Origin of the sequence: Aeromonas sp. sif0611, assembly GCF_019218845.1 — a bacterium.
Classification (GTDB): Bacteria; Pseudomonadota; Gammaproteobacteria; order Enterobacterales; family Aeromonadaceae; genus Aeromonas; species Aeromonas media.
Genome location: NZ_JAHUWU010000001.1, coordinates 1018917 through 1037191, shown reverse-complemented (window position 1 = coordinate 1037191; position 18275 = coordinate 1018917). Strand labels below are relative to the sequence as shown.

17 protein-coding genes are annotated in these 18275 nt (G+C 63.9%); 7 read left to right on the top strand and 10 right to left on the bottom strand.

Annotated elements, in window-relative coordinates; genetic code table 11:
* Positions 1-165: 165 nt before the first annotated feature.
* The 3 genes from KW824_RS04655 to KW824_RS04645 form a co-directional block, all read right to left on the bottom strand.
* Positions 166-933: a class III extradiol ring-cleavage dioxygenase gene (locus KW824_RS04655; RefSeq protein WP_218409043.1), complete on the bottom strand. Its 768-nt coding sequence runs from the start codon at positions 931-933 to the stop codon at positions 166-168.
* 271 nt (positions 934-1204) lie between these two features.
* Positions 1205-1675 carry an FKBP-type peptidyl-prolyl cis-trans isomerase gene (locus KW824_RS04650; protein ID WP_218409042.1) on the bottom strand — a complete coding sequence of 157 codons (471 nt, stop codon included), beginning with the start codon at positions 1673-1675 and terminating at the stop codon, positions 1205-1207.
* Between the two features lie 137 nt (positions 1676-1812).
* The gene (locus tag KW824_RS04645) at positions 1813-2967 is read right to left on the bottom strand and encodes a sodium:phosphate symporter (RefSeq protein ID WP_005331846.1); all 1155 of its coding nucleotides are present in this window, start codon (positions 2965-2967) and stop codon (positions 1813-1815) included.
* Positions 2968-3217: 250 nt separating this feature from the next.
* On the opposite strand from KW824_RS04645, the gene KW824_RS04640 reads away from it, so the two are divergent.
* Positions 3218-3610, top strand: a complete 393-nt coding sequence (locus KW824_RS04640) for a hypothetical protein (RefSeq protein ID WP_218409041.1) — start codon at positions 3218-3220, stop codon at positions 3608-3610.
* 78 nt (positions 3611-3688) lie between these two features.
* Here the strand turns inward: KW824_RS04640 and KW824_RS04635 are convergent, their stop codons facing one another.
* The 5 genes from KW824_RS04635 to KW824_RS04615 form a co-directional block, all read right to left on the bottom strand.
* Positions 3689-5032, bottom strand: coding sequence for an APC family permease (locus KW824_RS04635; RefSeq protein WP_041206191.1), 1344 nt, complete (start codon positions 5030-5032; stop codon positions 3689-3691).
* Between the two features lie 485 nt (positions 5033-5517).
* Positions 5518-6861 (bottom strand): APC family permease, encoded by a 1344-nt coding sequence (locus KW824_RS04630; protein WP_218409095.1) that lies wholly within the window; start codon positions 6859-6861, stop codon positions 5518-5520.
* On the bottom strand, positions 6861-6998 hold the full coding sequence (locus KW824_RS04625; RefSeq protein ID WP_005331854.1) for a hypothetical protein: 138 nt from the start codon (positions 6996-6998) through the stop codon (positions 6861-6863). The genes KW824_RS04630 and KW824_RS04625 overlap by 1 nt, the downstream gene beginning before the upstream one ends.
* A gap of 236 nt (positions 6999-7234) precedes the next feature.
* Complete coding sequence (gabT, locus tag KW824_RS04620) at positions 7235-8512, bottom strand: 4-aminobutyrate--2-oxoglutarate transaminase (RefSeq protein ID WP_042650496.1); 1278 nt, start codon at positions 8510-8512, stop codon at positions 7235-7237.
* A gap of 148 nt (positions 8513-8660) precedes the next feature.
* A complete protein-coding gene (locus KW824_RS04615) occupies positions 8661-10124 on the bottom strand; it encodes an NAD-dependent succinate-semialdehyde dehydrogenase (RefSeq protein WP_218409040.1) in 1464 nt (487 codons plus the stop codon).
* Between the two features lie 309 nt (positions 10125-10433).
* Here KW824_RS04615 and puuR point away from each other — a divergent pair, with 309 nt between their 5' ends.
* Genes puuR through KW824_RS04600 form a run of 3 tightly spaced genes read left to right on the top strand, consistent with a single transcriptional unit; the run spans position 10434 to position 12684 of the window.
* Positions 10434-11045: an HTH-type transcriptional regulator PuuR gene (puuR, locus tag KW824_RS04610; protein WP_042650494.1), complete on the top strand. Its 612-nt coding sequence runs from the start codon at positions 10434-10436 to the stop codon at positions 11043-11045.
* A gap of 49 nt (positions 11046-11094) precedes the next feature.
* The gene (locus KW824_RS04605) at positions 11095-12372 is read left to right on the top strand and encodes an FAD-binding oxidoreductase (protein ID WP_218409039.1); all 1278 of its coding nucleotides are present in this window, start codon (positions 11095-11097) and stop codon (positions 12370-12372) included.
* A gap of 60 nt (positions 12373-12432) precedes the next feature.
* Positions 12433-12684: a hypothetical protein gene (locus KW824_RS04600; RefSeq protein ID WP_256351242.1), complete on the top strand. Its 252-nt coding sequence runs from the start codon at positions 12433-12435 to the stop codon at positions 12682-12684.
* A gap of 98 nt (positions 12685-12782) precedes the next feature.
* Here KW824_RS04600 and ggt read toward each other — a convergent pair whose 3' ends face one another.
* Positions 12783-14564, bottom strand: coding sequence for a gamma-glutamyltransferase (gene ggt / locus KW824_RS04595; protein ID WP_218409038.1), 1782 nt, complete (start codon positions 14562-14564; stop codon positions 12783-12785).
* Positions 14565-14679: 115 nt separating this feature from the next.
* Between ggt and KW824_RS04590 the strand changes: the two genes are divergently transcribed.
* Entirely contained in the window at positions 14680-15294 is a 615-nt protein-coding gene (locus KW824_RS04590; protein ID WP_218409037.1) for a GDSL-type esterase/lipase family protein, read from the top strand.
* Between the two features lie 84 nt (positions 15295-15378).
* On the opposite strand, the gene rdgC is transcribed toward KW824_RS04590, so the two are convergent.
* Positions 15379-16290, bottom strand: a complete 912-nt coding sequence (gene rdgC / locus KW824_RS04585; RefSeq protein ID WP_005331880.1) for a recombination-associated protein RdgC — start codon at positions 16288-16290, stop codon at positions 15379-15381.
* Positions 16291-16470: 180 nt separating this feature from the next.
* Here rdgC and KW824_RS04580 point away from each other — a divergent pair, with 180 nt between their 5' ends.
* Together KW824_RS04580 and KW824_RS04575 are read left to right on the top strand one after the other, a co-directional pair.
* On the top strand, positions 16471-16899 hold the full coding sequence (locus KW824_RS04580; RefSeq protein ID WP_005331882.1) for a GNAT family N-acetyltransferase: 429 nt from the start codon (positions 16471-16473) through the stop codon (positions 16897-16899).
* Between the two features lie 114 nt (positions 16900-17013).
* Positions 17014-18240 carry an exonuclease SbcCD subunit D C-terminal domain-containing protein gene (locus KW824_RS04575; protein WP_218409036.1) on the top strand — a complete coding sequence of 409 codons (1227 nt, stop codon included), beginning with the start codon at positions 17014-17016 and terminating at the stop codon, positions 18238-18240.
* Positions 18241-18275 lie beyond the last annotated feature (35 nt).

Below are 18275 nucleotides of genomic sequence, written 5' to 3'. Positions count from 1 at the left end.
GAACGGGGCAGCCATCCTTGCCGCATTTCACCCAAAGGCGGTCATTCTACCGGAAAATGGCTATAACGAGTCCCCTGTTTGGACACGGCAGGCATGAAAGGCACAAAAATGGCGGCCTGATCCGCCATCTGTGCCCAGGATCTGCCGCCCTGGGCGGTGCCGGGATCAGCCGAACCGATAGGCACCCATGTAGAGGCTGCCATAGTCCCAGCTCTGGTGCAGTCGAGTTGGCCTGTCGCTTCCCGCCGCCCCGAGCGCCACGAACAGCGGACGCAGGTGATCGTCGTGGGGATGGGATTCCACCGCGCCCGGGGCCCGGGCCCGATAATCTTCCAGCGCCGCCCTGTCCCCCTGCTCCATGGTCTGCTCCAGCCAGCTGACGAAGGTGCGGGCCCAGCCCGGCACCGGGCTGTCGTCCGGCCCGAGTGCCCGCAGGTTGTGGGTGATGGCGCCGGAGGCGAGGATGCCTATGCCTTGCGCGCGCAGGCCCTGCAACGCCTCCCCCAGTTGCCACAGCTGGGCCGGGGTGAAGTTGGCCGGGATGGAGAGCTGCACCAGGGGGATCTCGCTCTGGGGATCCATCAGGGAGAGGGGTGACCAGACTCCGTGATCCAGCTCGCGATGCACCGGGGTGGCGGGCAGGCCGGCCAGCAGCAGCTGATCGCCCACCGCCTCCTGCAGCCACTGGGGACTCCTGGCCGGCCAGCGGATCTGATAGAGGGGCTCGGGGAAGCCATAGAAGTCGTACATCAATGTCGGGCTCGGCTCGACGTTGATCTGCAGCTCGCTTCGGCTGAACCAGTGAGCCGAGATCACCACCAGTCCCTTGATGCCGCCAAGGCGCAATGTCGCCAGAAATTGGGTAGCAGGCTGATCCCGCAGGACCAGATCCGGGGCGCCGTGGGAGATAAACCAGACGGGGGCGATAGCCATAGCGAGACTCCTATCAATGATGCCGGCACGCAGCGCATGGCCGGGTCAGGGCAAGGGGCCACTGACGATGGGGTCATTATCTGCCTCGGCTAGGAAGTTAACAATGTGGCTATATGTATAAGCACTGTTCACTATGAGTTGATAGATGAAGGCGGGAGATGACCCTAAAAAAACAGGGCCAGCATCGCCATGCTGGCCCTGTTTTCTTCATGTGCCGGGTATTGCAGGATGCCCGACGGGAGCTCGTCTGTTGGTACTCGAGCCAGAAACCTTACTGGATACCCAGCAGCTCCACGTCGAAGATCAGCACCGAGCCAGGTGGGATTTTACCGGCCGCCCTGTCGCCATAGGCGAGATTGGCGGGGATATAGAAGCGGGTCTTCTCCCCTTCCACCATCAGCTGCACCCCTTCGGTCCAGCCCTTGATCACCTGATTGAGGCCAAACTCGATGGGCTCGCCGCGGGCGACGGAGCTGTCGAACACGGTGCCGTCCAGCAGCTTGCCCTCGTAGTGTACCTTCACCTTGCTGGTGGCGGTGGGGTGAACCGTGCCGCTGCCCTGGGTCAGCACTTCGTACTGGAGGCCGGAGGCCGTGGTGGTCACCAGCGGTTTCTCCTTGTTGCTGGCGAGGAACTCGGCGCCCTTGCGCACGTTCTCTTCGGCCAGTTTTTTGTTATTGCTGCTGGAGTAGAAGTAGTAGGCGGCGCCGGCGATCAGCAGGGCGATCAGAATGAACTTCATCGGGTTTTCCTTAAATGCAATGAAGGCGGCATCTTATCCCAGTCGGGGAGGGAGGGCGAGTCGGGACGCAGGAGGATGTGACGGGGCAGACAGACGACGAGGGGCCAGGATCTGCCCCCTCGTCTCATGAGGGCGGATTACTTCACCGCCACCATCATCAGGGCGGGCAGGGCGAAGAAGAGCCCGCCCACGTAACCCAGCGCCAGCAGCTTGTTCTCGCTGCCGACCCGGGCCAGGGTCTCGGCGGCCTTGATGGGCAGCTCGCGCAGGAAGGGGACCCCGTAGATGAGCACCACTGCAAACAGGTTGAACAGCACGTGGACCAGGGCGATGGTCAGTGCCAGCTGGGCACCGGCACCGCTGATGGCGGTGGCGGCCAGCAGGGCGGTAATGGTGGTGCCGATGTTGGCCCCCAGGGTGAAGGGGTAGAGCTGACGGGTGTTGAACACACCGCCACCGGCCAGGGGGATCATCAGGCTGGTGGTGGTGGAGGAGGACTGCACCATGACGGTCACCAGGGTGCCGGAGGCGATACCGGTCAGCGGACCACGGCCCAGTGCCTTGTGCAGCAGCTCCTTGGCGCGGCCCACCATGACCCGCTGCAGTACCTTGCCGAGGGTGGTGACGCAACCCAGGATCAGCAGGATGCCGATGCAGATGGTGGCGATGGCGGCGCCCTTGCCTGGCAGGAAGGCGACGGCTCCATCGATGAGATCCAGTGCCGGCGAGATGATGGGCTTCATGAAGTCCATGCCTTTCATCGACATGTCGGCGGAGCCCATCAGCAGGCCGGAGACCCACTCAGCGCTCTGCTGCAGCAGGCCGAACATCAGCTCCAGCGGCAGGAAGATGAAGACCGCCAGCAGGTTGAAGAAGTCGTGCACGGTGGCGGCGGCGAAGGCGCGGCGAAACTCCTCTCTGTCCCGGATGTGACCGAGGGAGACGATGGTGTTGGTGATGGTGGTGCCGAGGTTGGCACCCATCACCATGGGGATGGCCATCTCCATAGGCAGGCCCCCCGCCACCAGGCCGACGATGACCGAGGTGACCGTGCTGGAGGACTGCACCAGGGCGGTGGCCAGGATGCCGAGCAGCAGGGCGACGAAGGGGTTGTTCGCGAAGGCGAAGATCTGGGCCGCGCCCTCGGCGCCGCCGGAGAAGCCCTTGAAGCCGTGGGAGACGGCACCAACGGCGACCAGGATCAGGTAGATCAGCGTGATCACCGCGAGCCAGTTGAACAGGGGGCCGGGACGGCGGGTCTGCTGGGGTGCGGAAGATACGGTGCTGTGCATATGGCCTCTTGGGGTCGTTCTGCGTTGAAATGGACGGGCGCATTACAGCAGCGCTCCATGACAGAAATATGACAACGTGACACTTTTATGATGTTTTGGTGACAGGGCGGCAGGGGGTGCCGCAGACAAAAAGTGTCGGAGCAAACGCCGATATGGTGTCATCCGGCTCATAACCGGCTTCCCGTCTTGCACTGGGATCCCAGGGTTATATGCTGCCTCGCTTTCCTGTCTTCAAAATGAGGAAGCGATGATGCGTGCATGGGTTTTGTGTCTCTCCCTGGGGTTGTTGTCTGCCGGTGCGCAGGCCAGCGTGTTCAAGTCCGAGTGCAACCTCGACAAGGCGGCCAGAAACGAGGCGATGAATGCGACCCTGGGGGTCAAGGGCAACTGCGATGCCGACAAGCTGGTGCACCAGCAGAAGGAGAAGGCCAGGGCCGAGGTGAAGAAGAACACCACGGACGTGCTGGACAAGAAGACGGCGGGTCTGAAAGAGGCAAAGCAGAACACCAATGCGACCCTGGGCAAGCAGAGTGCCGAGCTGAAACAGGCGCAAGACAAGGTCAATCAGACCCGCAAGGATGTCAACGCCGTGGCCAGGGATCCGGTCAAGGCGGCCGCCACCGCGGTGATCAACCAGGGCTGAGGGATAGCCCGCCACAGGTCTGCATGCAAGAAGGGGAGCCCATGGCTCCCCTTCTGTTTGGTTGTCGTCCGGCCGTGCTTACTGGCCGTCGGCCGCTTCCTCGTACTGACGGAAGGGAATGCGGAACACCGCCAGGCGCAGGAAGAGGTAGGTGACCCCGATCCCCGCCCAGATGAGACCGAGCTCCAGGGAACTCTGCTCCAGGTTGATCCAGAGTGCCCCTATGGTGGCGGCGCCCAGCAGCGGCAGCACCAGGAACAGCAGGTGCTCCTTGAGGCTCTTGTTGCGCTTCTCACGTACCCAGAACTGGCCGATGACCGACAGGTTGACGAAGGTGAAGGCCACCAGGGCGCCGAAGTTCACCAGCGCCAGCGCCATGTCCAGATCGAACGACACGGCGGAGAGGGCCAGGGCCCCCACCAGCAGCACGTTGATGGCCGGGGTGCGCCAGGTGGGGTGGATGTAGCCGAACACCCGCTCCGGGATCATGCGATCGCGCCCCATCACATAGAGGATGCGCGACACGCCGGCGTGGGCCGCCATGCCGGAGGCGAGCACGGCCGCGGTGGTGCACACCAGTACCACGCTCTGGAACAGGGTGCCGCCGACGTAGAGGGCAATCTCCGGCAGCACGGCGTCCGGCTCCTTGAAGCGGGCCAGATCCGGGAAGAAGAGCTGCAGGCTGTAGGAGACGGTGACGAAGATGATGCCGCCGATCAGGGCCGTCAGCACGATGGCGCGGGGGATCACCTTGCCGGCGTTCGGGGTCTCCTCGGAGAGCGAACTCAGGCCGTCGAAGCCGAGGAAGGAGAAGCAGAGGATGGTGGCGCCGGTGAACAGCGGCAGCATGCTGGCGGACTCCACGTGGAATGGCCGGCTGCTCATCAGGGTGCCGGCCCCTTCACCGTGACTCAGGCCCCAGGCGATGAGGCCGAGGAAGGTGAGGATGATGGCGATCTGGATGAACACGATGAAGCCGTTGAGGTTCGCCACCAGCTTGATGCCACGCAAGTTCAGGAAGGTCATCACGGTCACCAGGCCGAAGATGAAGATCCAGGGATCGACGCCGGGGAACATGGCGGTCAGGTAGATCTTGGCCAGGAGGATATTGATCATCGGCATGAACATGTAGTCGAGCAGGGAGGACCAGCCCACCATGAAGCCCACATAGGGGTGGAACACCTTCTGGGCATAGGTGTAGGCCGACCCCGCCGAGGGGAAGCGGCGCACCAGATGGCCGTAGCTGAAGGCGGTCAGCAGGATGCCGCCAAGGGCCAGCAGGTAGGCGGTGGCGACGCGGCCGTCGGTGATGTCGCCGACGATGGCGAAGGTATCGAATACCGCCATGGGGGTGAGGTAGGCCAGACCCATCACCACCACCTGGAACAGGGTGAGCGTCTTGAGCAGCTTGGCACCGGCCATCACGCTTTCTCCTCTGCACGGGCCCCATGGGCGAAATGGGACGGGCTCAGGGACGCGGCAGCGCGTCGCTGGACACAGGGGACGCCACTCTGTTGCACAGAGGGATGGCGTACGCCGGCGGGGACCGGCAGAAAAGCAGTGAAATGCCCCATGTTTTTCCTCACAACGTCGGGAGATTGTTTGGCAATCTCGGTATCAATTCCGGCACAAGGTCCGGCCTCTTGGTGAATGGTGGTTTGCCCCACAAAAGCAAAGAACCGATGCTGTAAAAACATCGGCTCTCAAGGGGCGCGATATTGTGCCCTCAGGGGGGGAGGGAGACAAGCTAAAAAGGCCCCCAACGGGGATTTTGTTGCCCGGGTAAGGAGTCATGTCGGCCGCGCCCTGCGGGCCTCGATGACAAGCTTGTCATCGAGGCCCGCAGGGCTTGAAAAGGGGGGCGACATCAAGACAGAGCCCGCACGGGGCGGGCTCGGGGGGAGGTGTCAGGAGGCGTCACCCTCGGGGCGGCGCAGCTGGACCCGGAAGACGGTCAGGCGCAGCAGCAGGTAGATGGCGCCGAGGGCGGCCCAGATCAGTCCCAGCTCGAAGGAGGCCGGCTCCAGATTGAGCCAGAGCACGCCGATGCAGGCGGCTCCGCACAGGGGGAGTACCAGGAACACCAGGTGCTCCCGCAGGGTCTTGTTGTGACCGAGCCTGACATAGAAGTGGGCAATCACCGCCAGGTTGACGAAGGTAAAGGCCACCAGGGCACCAAAGTTGATGAGCGCCAGCGCCATCTCCAGATCGAATGACACGGCGGAGAGGGCCAGGGCCCCCACCAGCAGCACGTTCAGGGCCGGGGTCTGCCAGGTCGGGTGGATGTAGCCGAAGAAGCGGCTCGGCAGGGCGCGATCCCGCCCCATCACGTAGAGCAGGCGCGACACGCCGGCGTGGGAGGCGAGCCCGGAGGCCAGCACCGCCACCGTGGTGCAGACCAGCACGACGGCCTGGAACAGCTTGCCCCCCACGTAGAGGGCGATCTCCGGCAACACCGCATCCGGCTGCTGGAAGCGGGAGATGTCCGGGAAGAACAGCTGCAGGAAGTAGGAAACGCTGATGAAGAGCACGCCACCGATGAGGGCGGTGAGCAGGATGGCGCGGGGGATCACCCGATCCGCGTTGGGGGTCTCCTCGCACAGGGTGCTGATGGCGTCAAACCCCAGGAACGACAGGCAGAGGATGGAGGCGCCGGTCAGCAGCGGCGTCAGGGCCATCTGATCGGAGAAGAAGGGGCGGCTGCTGGTGACGGTGCCGAGCCCTTCCCCCTGGTGGACGCCCCAGGCGATGAGACCGATGAAGACGGCGATGATGCTGAACTGCATGATGACGATCAGGCTGTTGAAGTTCGCCACCAGCTTGATGCCGCGCAGGTTCAGGAAGGTCATGATGGCGGCCAGCCCCAGAATGTAGATCCAGGGATCAACCCCGGGCAGCAACACCTCCAGATAGATCTTGGCCAGCAGCATGTTGATCATCGGCATGAACATGTAGTCGAGCAGGGAGACCCAGCCCACCATGAAGCCCACATAGGGGTGGAACACCTTCTGGGCATAGGTGTAGGCAGATCCTGCCGAGGGGAACTTGCGCACCAGGTGGCCGTAGCTCATGGCGGTAAACAGCATGCCGATGAGGGCGAACAGGTAGGCGGTCGGCACATGACCTTCGGTGATCTCGGTGACGATGCCGAAGGTGTCAAACACGGCCATGGGGGTCAGGTAAGCCAGCCCCATGATGACCACGTGCCACAGCTTGAGGCTCTTTTTCAGACCGGTGGGATGAGCATGCATCATGCTGTCTTCTCCATCCGGGCCGAGGGGATCAGGGTGACGGTGATGTCAGCCTGGGCATTGGGGGCGCCAATGTGTAGCACAGACGGCTGGCGCAGACCGGCGCGGGCCGGCAGGAAAGCGGTGATATACCCCATGGTGTTCCTCACTAAGAAGCGGGTGTCGTGAGATGGCTGTCCATCTCGTTATCATTTCCGGTCTGTTCCGGCCTCGTTATGGATTTATTTGACGCAAAAAAAGAACCGGGCTGCGATGAGCGGACGGTCCTTGAATACGGCGGCGCATTGTGCATTCGTGCTGTCCCCTTGACAAGCATATCAAGGGGACAAAAACGCATTTTTTTGCACTTGATAGGCGAACGCTTTCTTCCGGATCAGGTCAATGAGGCCACCAGGGATTGCTCGAGCAAGAGCAGCCCTTCATCGATGATGGCCGCCGGGGCGGTCAGGGGGGCGAGGAAACGGATCACGTTCCCGCGTACGCCGCAGGCCAGCAGCACCAGGCCGCGCTTGCCCGCCTCGGCCACCAGCCGCTTGGTGAGGTCCGGGGCCGGCTGGCTGGCATCGCGCCCCTTGACCAGCTCCATGGCCACCATGGCCCCGGGGCCGCGGATATCGCCGATGCAGTCAAACCGCTCCGCCAACTGGTGCAGGCGCGCCTTGATCTGCTCGCCCTGGGCCAGGGCCTGCTGATTGAGCCGCTCCTCCTCGATCACCGTCAGTACCGCCAGGGCGGCGGCGCAAGCGATGGGGGAGCCCGCATAGGTGCCGCCGAGACCGCCTGGCTTGGCGGCGTTCATGATGGCCGCCTTGCCCACCACGGCGGAGAGGGGAAAACCACCCGCCAGGCTCTTCGCCAGCGTCATGATGTCCGGCTCGACGCCGCTGTATTCGATGGCGAAGGTCTTGCCGGTGCGACAGAAACCGCTCTGGATCTCGTCACAGATGAGCAGGATGCCGTGCTGGTCGCAGATCTTGCGCAGCGCTTGCAGGAAGCTCGGGGAGGCGACATAGAAACCCCCTTCCCCCTGCACCGGCTCGATGATGATGGCGGCCACCCGGGCCGGTTCGATGTCCGAGCTGAAGCAGAGATCCAGCGCCGCCAGGGCATCCGCCTCGCTCACACCCAGGTAGTCGGCCGGGAAGGGCAGGTGATAGACCTCTCCCGGGAAGGGGCCGAAGCCGGTCTTGTAGGGCACCACCTTGCCGGTGAGCGCCATCCCCATCATGGTGCGGCCGTGAAAGCCCCCCTTGAAGGCGATGGTGCCGCTGCGACCGGTGTGGGCGCGGGCGATCTTGATGGCGTTCTCCACCGCCTCGGCGCCGGTGGAGAGGAACAGGGTACGTTTGGGGGTGGGACCCGGCATCAGGGCGTTGAGCTTCTCGGCCAGCTCGATATAGCCCGGATAAGGGGTGACCTGGAAGCAGGTGTGGCTGAACTTCTCGAGCTGTTCGCGCACGGCGGCGACCACCTTGGGGTGGTTGTGGCCGGTGTTGAGCACGGCGATGCCGGAGGCAAAGTCGATGTAGCGGTTGCCCTCCACGTCCCACAGCTCGGCGTTCTGGGCCCGGTCGATGAAGACCGGCAGCAGGGTGCCGACGCCCTGTACCACGGCCGCTTCACGGCGGGCCTGCCAGGATTGGTTACTCATCTCTATTCTCCCTCTGGGGCAAGCCCCTCAATTCACTGTGATGGGCCGGCAGCCTGGCTGCTGACCCTCTCCTTGTGGTGGTGCCATGGGATGGACGACGCGAGACACCCCAGTCACTTAAGATTTTATATTTACAATAAATGAATATTTAAGCAATGGAGCCGAAGCAGAGATACTTGGTCTCCAGATACTCTTCCAGGCCCTCGCTGGCCCCTTCCCGACCGAGCCCCGACTCCTTGATGCCGCCAAAGGGCGCCAATTCGGTCGAGATGATCCCCTCGTTGATGCCGACCATGCCGTATTCCAGCTGCTCGGCCACCCGCCAGACGCGGGCGATGTCGCGGCCATAGAAGTAGGCGGCGAGGCCGTAGGGGGTGTCGTTGGCGATGGCGATGGCCTCGGCCTCGGTCTCGAAGCGCACCAGAGGGGCCACGGGGCCGAAGATCTCCTCCTGCAGTATGGGGTTGTCCGGGGCCACGCCGGTCAGGATGGTGGGGTGGTAGAAGAGCGGACCGGCGGGATGGGCTTGCCCCCCCACCAGGACCCTGGCACCGGCGGCCTCAGCCTGGTTGACCAGGGAGGCAACCTTGTCGGCGGCGGCGGCATTGATGAGGGGGCCAATCTGGGTACCCTCACCCATGCCATCCCCCACCTTGAAGCTGCGCACCGCGGCGGCCAGCTTCTCGGCGAAGGCGTCATGGACACTGGCCTGCACCAGGATGCGGTTGGCACAGACGCAGGTCTGGCCGGCGTTGCGGTATTTGGAGGCGAGCGCCCCGGCCACGGCGGCGTCCAGATCCGCATCGTCAAACACGATGAAGGGGGCGTTGCCGCCGAGCTCCAGAGAGAGCCGCTTCATGGTGTCGGCGCACTGGCGCATCAAGAGCTTGCCGATGCGGGTGGAGCCGGTGAAGGAGAGCTTGCGCACCGTCTTGTTGCTGCACAGCTCGTTGCCCACGGCGGCCGCCTGATGGGAGGTGACGATGTTGATGGCCCCGGCGGGGATGCCCGCCTGCTCGGCCAGGGCCGCCAGCGCCAGCGCGCACAGGGGCGTCTCGGCGGCGGGCTTGATGACGATGGTGCAACCGGCGGCCAGCGCCGGCCCCGCCTTGCGGGTGATCATGGCGATGGGGAAGTTCCAGGGGGTGATGGCGGCCACGACCCCAACCGGCTGCTTGATGGTGGCCAGACGCCTGTCACCGCTGAAGCCCGGGATGGTGCGGCCATAGGCGCGCTTGCCCTCTTCCGCGAACCACTGGATGAAGCTGGCGCCGTACGCTACTTCCCCTTTGGCCTCGGCCAGGGGTTTGCCCTGCTCGCAGGTCATGATGCGGGCCAGTTCATCCTGGTTGGTCATGATGAGCTCGAACCAGGCGTAAAGCTTGTTGCTGCGCTCCTTGGCGGTGAGGGCCGCCCAGGCGGGCTGGGCCCGGTGAGCCGCCGCGATGGCGAGCCGGGTATCCGCCTCGTCCATGTCGGGTACCTGAGTGATGAGCTGGCCGGTCGCCGGGTTCAGGACCTCGAACCGGAGTCCGCTCCGGGCCTCGCACCAGCGGCCATCCATATAGGCAAGGGATTTGATCAGGGAGAGTGCGGGTTGTGATGCTGACATAGATAGGAAGCCTCGATTGTGGGTCTGGGTGGCCAACTCATCCCGTGGTGCCACCGTATAGAATAATAAGCACGTAACGACCATAAAGTGAGCCGAAATGTTTTTCAAGTGTTAAATATATTTGAGTGAACGGCACGCTACATGCTAGAAATGGGGCTGTCAGGACGATTCTTGCGTTCCTCATCGTGTGGGGTGTGCAAAATAATGAACGCTCTCGGCTGTGCAGGATAACGAACAGAGGGCCGAGGTTGACGTATTATTCTAACCAGTCGTCACAAGGTATTCGAATGGCCATACAAGGAGGTGGGGATGCAGCAACCACAAGGCGAGGTCCAGTGGCAGACCATGACGGATAACCCCTTGTCTGACAAAGGGATGGATAAAACCATGGGAGAGCGGCTCGCCCTCCTTCGCCGTAGTCTCGGGCTCTCCCAGCGCCGGGCCGCCGAGCTGAGCGGGCTGACCCATGGCGCCATCTGCATGATAGAGCAGAACAAGGTGAGCCCCTCGGTCGCCTCGTTGCAAAAATTGCTCTGCGTCTACGAGCTGCCGCTCTCCCGCTTCTTCGCCGAAGAGGAGGCGCGGGCGCCGAGCGTGGTGATCAAGGCCGATCAACTCATCGAGCTGGGCAGCCAGGGGGTCTCCATGAAGCTGGTGCACAACGGCAACAATCGTCGTCAGCTCGGCTTCATGCTGGAGACCTATGCCCCCGGCACTGACACCGGGGGACAGGTCAAGCATCTGGGGGAGGAGGTGGGCACCGTGCTGGAGGGCTCGGTCGTGCTGAGTCTGGCCGGGCAGACCTATCAGCTCAGCGCCGGAGACAGCTATGTGATCGATACCGGCGAGCCCCACAGCTTCAGCAACCCGTCGGGGCAGGTCTGTCGCATCGTCAGCGCCCACACCCCCGCCAGCTTTTGAGATTGAACAGCGCGAATATTGGAAACGAACCGGTAAGGAAACAGGGATCATGACCGAACATGTAAAGAGTTACTACGCAGCCAGCGCCAATCAGCACGCGCCCTACCCGACACTGACCGAGCAACTGGAGTGCGACGTCTGCGTCATCGGGGCGGGCTATACCGGCCTCTCCAGTGCGTTGCATCTGGTGGAGAAGGGCTACAAGGTGGTGGTGCTGGAGGCGGCCCGGGTCGGCTTCGGGGCCAGCGGTCGCAATGGCGGCCAGATCGTCAACTCCTACAGCCGCGACATCGACACCATAGAAGCGAATTGCCCGCCGGATCAGGCCAGGCTGCTCGGTTCCATGCTGTTTGAAGGGGGCCAGATCATCCGCGAGCGGATCAAACGCTACAACATCCAGTGCGATCTGCAGGAGGGCGGGGTCTTTGCCGCCGAGACCGAGAAGCAGCTTCACGAACTCAAGGCGCAATATGAGCGCTGGCAGAAGTGGGGCAACGACAAGCTGGAGCTGCTCGATGCCGACGGGGTGCGCGAGGTGGTGGCAAGCGATCGCTACGTCGGCGCCCTGCTCGACAAGAGTGGCGGCCATATCCATCCCCTCAATCTGGCACTGGGGGAGGCCGAAGCCATCCGCATGCAGGGAGGGCAGATCTTCGAGCAGTCCGCCGTCACCAGCATCACTCCCGGTCAACCTGCTCTGGTCAAAACCGCCAAAGGGGCGGTGAAGGCGCGCTTCGTGGTGGTGGCCGGCAACGCCTACCTCGGCAACCTGGTGCCCGAGCTCGCCGGCAAGAGCATGCCTTGCGGCACCCAAGTCATCGCCACCGAGGTGCTGGGGGAGGAGCGGGCCCGTTCGTTGCTGCCGCAAAACTACTGTCTGGAAGATTCCAACTACCTGCTCGACTACTACCGCACCTCCGGCGATCACCGGCTGATCTACGGCGGCGGCGTGGTCTACGGGGCGCGGGATCCGGCGGACATCGAACGGCTGATCATCCCCAAGATGCTGAAGACCTTCCCGCAGCTGGCGGGGGTCAAGGTGGAATACACCTGGACCGGCAACTTCCTGCTCACCCTGTCGCGCCTGCCGCAGTTTGGTCGCATCGGCCCCAACATCTACTACATGCAGGGTTACAGCGGCCACGGCGTTACCTGTACCCATCTGGCGGGCAAGCTGCTCTCCGAGGTGCTGAGCGGTCAGGCGGAGCGCTTCGATGCGTTTGCCAAGTTGCCGCACTACCCCTTCCCGGGTGGCCGCCTGCTGCGTATCCCCTTCACCGCTGCCGGCGCCGCCTGGTACACCTTGCGAGATCGGCTGGGGGTATAAAGTCACTCCGTTATCAATAACGGGACCAGCAGGGGCTGCTGTCACCTGGCGGTCATCAAGATGAGTGAACATGGGAGCATGCTGGGGATAGAGGGGATCCTCTTCCCAGTCAGGATCCACACTCTCTTGGAGTCTCCCATGCGCTGCTATCTGGCGAGCCTGTTTGTTCTGTTGCTGACGCTGCCTTGGTGGACGCCGCCCGACTGGTCAGTGACGCCTGCCAGCAAGATGGAAGTGCAGGCCGCACGGCTGGAACGGATTGAACGCCAACATTGGCGGTTGGCTCGCCCGGCAGTGCAATCTCATCCCTGAGAGTTACTGCCAGTCGCAATCAATCAGGCCGCCCACGGGCGGCCTGATTGATTGGGCAGGCATGGCGCCTGCCTGCGGGCTGAGGCGTTTGTCCTTACTCAATCACCTCTGGCAACTCCTTCCCGGCGCGGATCGGCGGCGCCAAACCAGCCGCCGGCATTGCGCTGTACCCCTTGCAACCCCGAGGTCTGCTCGCTGAGCACTATCTCATGACCCCTGGCCTTGAGCCCCTGGATCACGGCCTCGGGCGTGCGCCCCTGCTCCAGCTCGGTGGGGCCGTTGCGGCTGCCAAAGTTCGGCAGGTTGATGGCCTGCTGCAGGCTCAAGCCCCAGTCCTGGGTGCCAAGCAGCGCCTTGCCTACGTAGTTGATGATGGCCGAGCCACCCGGGGAACCCAGGCTCATCTCCAGCTGCTTGCTCTGCTTGTCGAACACCAGCAGGGGCGACATGGAGGAGCGCGGGCGCTTGCCCGGCTCCACCCGGTTGGCCACCGGCAGGCCGGCGGCATCCACCGAGGTGAAGGAGAAGTCCGTGAGCTGGTTGTTGAGCAGGTAGCCGTTGACCATCAGCCGGGAGCCGAAGCCGTCCTCGATGGAGCTGGTCATGGAGACCGCCATGCCGTCTCCATCCACGATGGAGACGTGGCTGGTGGAGGGCAGCTCGGGGGTGGCATCCTGGCCACGGGCCAGTGCCCGCGGCGGGGTGCCCGGTTGGGCGACGCCCATGGATGTCTCCCCGATGAGGCGACCCCGCTCGGCGAGATAGCCCTTGTCCAGCATGCCGCGCACCGGCACCGAGACGAAGTCGCCGTCGGCCACGTACTGGTTGCGGTCGGCGAAGGCGAGCCGCGCCGCCTCGCTGTAAAGGTGGATTGCATCGCTCGACGCCGCCAGCTGGCCGTCCGCCCCCTGTACCGGCCTGAGGGCCGCCATGTCGCGGCTCTCCAGCATGCCGAAGATCTGGCCGAGCGCCAGGGTGCCGGAGGAGGGGGTCGGGAAGCCGCATACCTCGCTCTGGCGATAGTCAAAGCAGAGGCCGTCCCGCAGCCTGGCGCTGTAGCTGGCCAGATCCGCGGCGCTCAGCACCCCCGGATTGGTGGGATGGGCGTGCACCTTGGCCACCATGGCCTCGGCAATGGGCCCTCGATAGAAGGCATCGGCACCGTCCCGTGCCAGCGTCCTGAGTACCCCGGCCAGTGCCGGGTTGGTGAGGCGGGTGCCCGCCGTCTTGGGGCTGCCGTCCGCCTGATAGAAGTAGGCCCTGGCCTCGGGGTCTTTGGCCAGATAGGGATCCTTGGCGAGCAGGGTGGCGAGGCGAGGGCTTATCACAAAGCCCTGCTCTGCCAGGGTGATGGCGGGTTCGAACAGGCTGGCCCAGGGCAGCTTGCCATAGCGCTCGTGAGCCAGGGCCAGGGCGCGCACCGTGCCGGGGGCGCCGACCGAGCGGCCACCTACCACGCCGTCGTAGAACGCCATCGGTTTGCCATCCTTCATGAACAGTTGATCCGTGGCCGCTGCTGGTGCCGTCTCACGGCCATCCACGGCCGCCACCTGCTTGCCATCCCACACCAGCATGAGGGAGCCGCCGCCGATCCCGGAGGATTGCGGCTCCACCAGAGTCAGTACCAGCTGGACGGCGATGGCCGCATCGACGGCGCTGCCTCCCGCCTTGACGATCTGGTAGCCCGCATCCACCGCCAGCGGGTTGGCCGCGGCCACCATGAAGTCTCGCCCCTGCCAGCCCGGCTTGTCGGTCCAGCCGCTGGCTGCCTCCGGGGCGATCAGTGTCTGGGGAGGGGGGACATAATGAAAAGCACTCTGGGGGGCGCAGCCGGTGAGCAGGCCGAAGGCGACCAGCAGGGCGAGGGGTTTGAGGGACATGACAGGCTCCTTGTCGGTTTCTTGTTCACCCGTCGAAATGTGGCACAGTTGGAGCCTGATTGAAAGATTGTCTTTATACTCATGTGGTTACAAAAATATCAAGGAGGGGTCCAGGATGCACAAGGAGAGTCTGGTGAGGCGTTGCGTGACGGGGCTGCTATGCCTGCTGCTGGCCGCCTGCGGGGAGCCAGGGTTAAGACCCCTGGCGGCGGGGGAGACCATATTGGCATTTGGAGACAGCCTGACCGAGGGACGCGGGGTCAACCCGGCCCAGAGCTACCCCAGCGTGTTGGCGAGCCTGAGCGGTCACCCCGTCATCAATGGCGGGGTCTCGGGGGAGTTGAGCCGGGCCGGGCGGGCCCGCCTGCCCGGGTTGCTGGCCGAGCACAGGCCCGCTCTGGTCATACTGCTGGAGGGAGGCAACGACATACTGCACGGCAGCGGGGAGGGGGCGCTCAAGGCCAACCTGGCCGCCATGATAGAGGCGGTGCAGGGCAGCGGTGCCCAGGTGCTGCTGGTGGCCGTGCCTCGCAAGTCCCTGTTTGCCGACGGCGCCCCCCTGTACGGGGAGCTGGCAGAGCAGTACGGGCTGGTGCTGGACAACGACAGCCTTGGCGAGCTGCTGCGCACTCCGGGGCTCAAGTCCGACGCCGTGCACTTGAACGCGCAGGGATATGGCGCCCTGGCCGAGCGGCTGCACCGGCTGCTGCAGGCCCGCGGCGCGCTCTGAGGCACTGGCTCTCACCGTGTCGCCGCCGCCGCCCGGGATCAAAAAAACCGCCATCAGGCGGTTTTTTTACAGGCAGGAGACAACTCAGAGGGACTGCTCTTCGCCACCCAGGGCGGCAAACAGCGCCGGGATGAACTGGGCCAGCTCGGCGGTCACCAGGGCGAAGTCCGCATCCAGGCGGGCGGCGGGATCCTCGCTGGTCACGTCGTCGTTCTGCTCGCGCAGCTCCTCGCTGAACTTGAGGCGCTTGATGGAGAGATCGTCCCCCAGCACGAAGCTCAGGGTCTCGCCCCAGTTCAGGGCCAGCTTGGTCACCAGCTTGTCGTTGGCCAGGTGATTCTTGATCTCGTCGCTCATCAGATCCTGCTGCTTGCAGCGGATGATGCCGCCGTGCTCCATGGCACTGCGCAGCTCGGCCTCGTCTTCCAGGGTGAAGCTGGCGGGCAGATTACCCTCGTTCAGCCACTCGGTCATGGTGATCTCTGGCGGGTTCTTGAGGGCCACCGGCACCACCGGCAGGGTGCCTATGCTCTTGCGCAGCAGCGCCAGCAGATCGTCCGCCTTCTTGGCGGAGCCTGCGTCCACCACCATCAGGTTGTCGGCGGGACTTATCCAGGCGAAGGTCTGGCTGGTGCGGCTGAAGGCGCGGGGCAGCAGGGTGTGCATGATCTCCTCCTTCAGCGCCTCCTTCTCCTTCTTCTTGAGGGCGCGGCCCTGCTCGAATTCGATCGCTTCCACCTTCTCCGCCAGCATCTCCTTGACCACGGTGCCCGGCAGCATCTTCTCTTCCTTGCGGGCGCAGAGCAGGATGTGGCCGGAGGCTGAATGGGTCAGGGTGGAGCCGAATTTACCGAGGGGCTTGACCCACCCGAACCGGGAGATGTCCTGACTGCCGCACGGGGTGAAGGCACAGGCCTCGAGCTGGGTTTCCAGCTGATCCACGGTCAGGTCAAAGGGGCGGGTAAAACGATAAATCTGCAGGTTTTTAAACCACATGGCGTCCTCGGTCTCATAGATTGTCCGGCGGGCATTGTACTAGAGAGGCGCTTTGTGATCAGCCAATCATTCTCGCTAAATAAAGGGCGATCGACTTCACATGGCCTCATCTTGACCGCCCGTCTTGTCATCGAACTCCCCTAGACTGCGAGTGTTCAGATTGTTAACAAGGATGCGAATATGTTGAGAGCGAGCCGGCCGGAAGACATGGAAGAGATCGTCGAGATCTGGCTGCTGGCATCCTTGCAGGCCCATGATTTCGTTGACGCTTCCTGCTGGTGGCAGGCTCAGGAGGAATTGCGTACCCGCTACCTCGATCACGCCCGCATCTGGGTGTTCGAGGAGCGCGGCGAGCTGCTCGGTTTCATGGCGCTGGTGGATGACTATCTGGCCGCTCTCTTCGTGCGACCCGACCGCCAGGGGCGCGGGGTCGGCCATGCCCTGCTGCAGGAGGCCAAGCAGCAGGGGGGGGCGCTCCATACCCGGGTCTTCGTGGAAAACGAGCCGGCGGTGCGCTTCTATCGCCGCCACGGATTCAGGATCGGGAATGAAGTATCGGATCCCCTGACCGGCCATCCCCAGTATGAGATGCATTGCCAGCCCGTCTGAATCTGACGTCAGCGGCCTGTTTTGCTTGAAAAAAGAGGGGCGTATCCTCATCTTGTCCTCATCGGGTACCACTGGCACCTCCCCTCTTATCTTTTATCTTTCGAGCCGTTTTTCATGAAGATCCTGCACACAGCCGACTGGCACCTTGGCCATCAACTCCATGGCCATGAACGCCGCTTCGAACACGATGCCTTTCTCGACTGGCTGACCGACACCATCAAGACGCGGCAGATCGACGCCCTGCTGGTAGCAGGGGATCTGTTCGATACCGCCAATCCGCCAGCCAGCGCCTGGCAGCAGCTCTATCGCTTTCTGGCCAGGCTGCGCGCCGAGATGCCTCACCTCAACATGGTGCTGATCGGCGGCAACCACGACTCCCCCTCCAAGCTGGACGCCCCCCACGAACTGCTGCGCGCCTTCGACCTGCATCTGGTGGGCAGCATCAGCCGGGACGGGGAGGGCAAGCTCGAAACCGATCGCCTGCTGGTGCCGCTGCAAAACAAGGAGGGCAAGGTGGCCGCCTGGTGCGCTGCCGTGCCTTTTCTTCGCAGCAGCGATCTGCGGGTGGAGCCGCTCGAAGAGGGGCAGGATCGGCTGATCGAGGGGGTTCGCCAGATCTATCAGGAGGTGTTGGCGCAAGGCCGCACGCGCTGCGAGCCCGACCAGGCCCTTATCGCCATGGGCCACGCCTACCTGGCGGCGGGCCAGCTCTCGGAGCTCTCCGAGCGGCGGGTGCTGGGGGGCAACCAGCATGCCCTGCCTGCCGACATCTTCGCCGCCGCCGACTACACGGCCCTTGGCCACCTCCATCTGGCCCAGAGCCCGGCCGAGAGGGTGCACTACAGTGGCTCGCCGCTGCCGCTCTCCCTCGCCGAAGCCAACTACAACCACCAGGTGCTGGAGGTCAGGTTTGAGGGGGGCAAGCTGGCGGGGCTGGAGCGGATCCCCGTGCCCCGTGCGGTGGAGATGATCCGCCTGCCCCAGGGCACACTCGAGGAGGCGCTGAACGCCATAGAGGCGCTCTCCCTGCCCGACTGTCCCCAGGAGGCGCAGCCCTTCCTCGAGGTGCGGCTGCTGCTGCCCAAACCCGAAGCGCGCATCCGCGAGCGCATTCTGGCGGCCATGGCGGGCAAGCCGGTGCGCCTCGCCCGCATCAGCACCCAGTATCAGGGCTCGGGGGCGGGGCTGGCCGATGGTCGCGAGCGGCGCAGACTGGATGAGCTCGCTCCCACGGAGGTGTTTCGCCTCTGCTATCAGCGGCAGTTCGAGGGGGAGCCGGCGGCCGAGTTGGTGGCGTCGTTTGAAGAGATCCTGGAGCAGGTGAAGGAGTCCAACTCATGAAAATCTTGTTGCGCTCCGGTGAGGGCCAGGCGGGA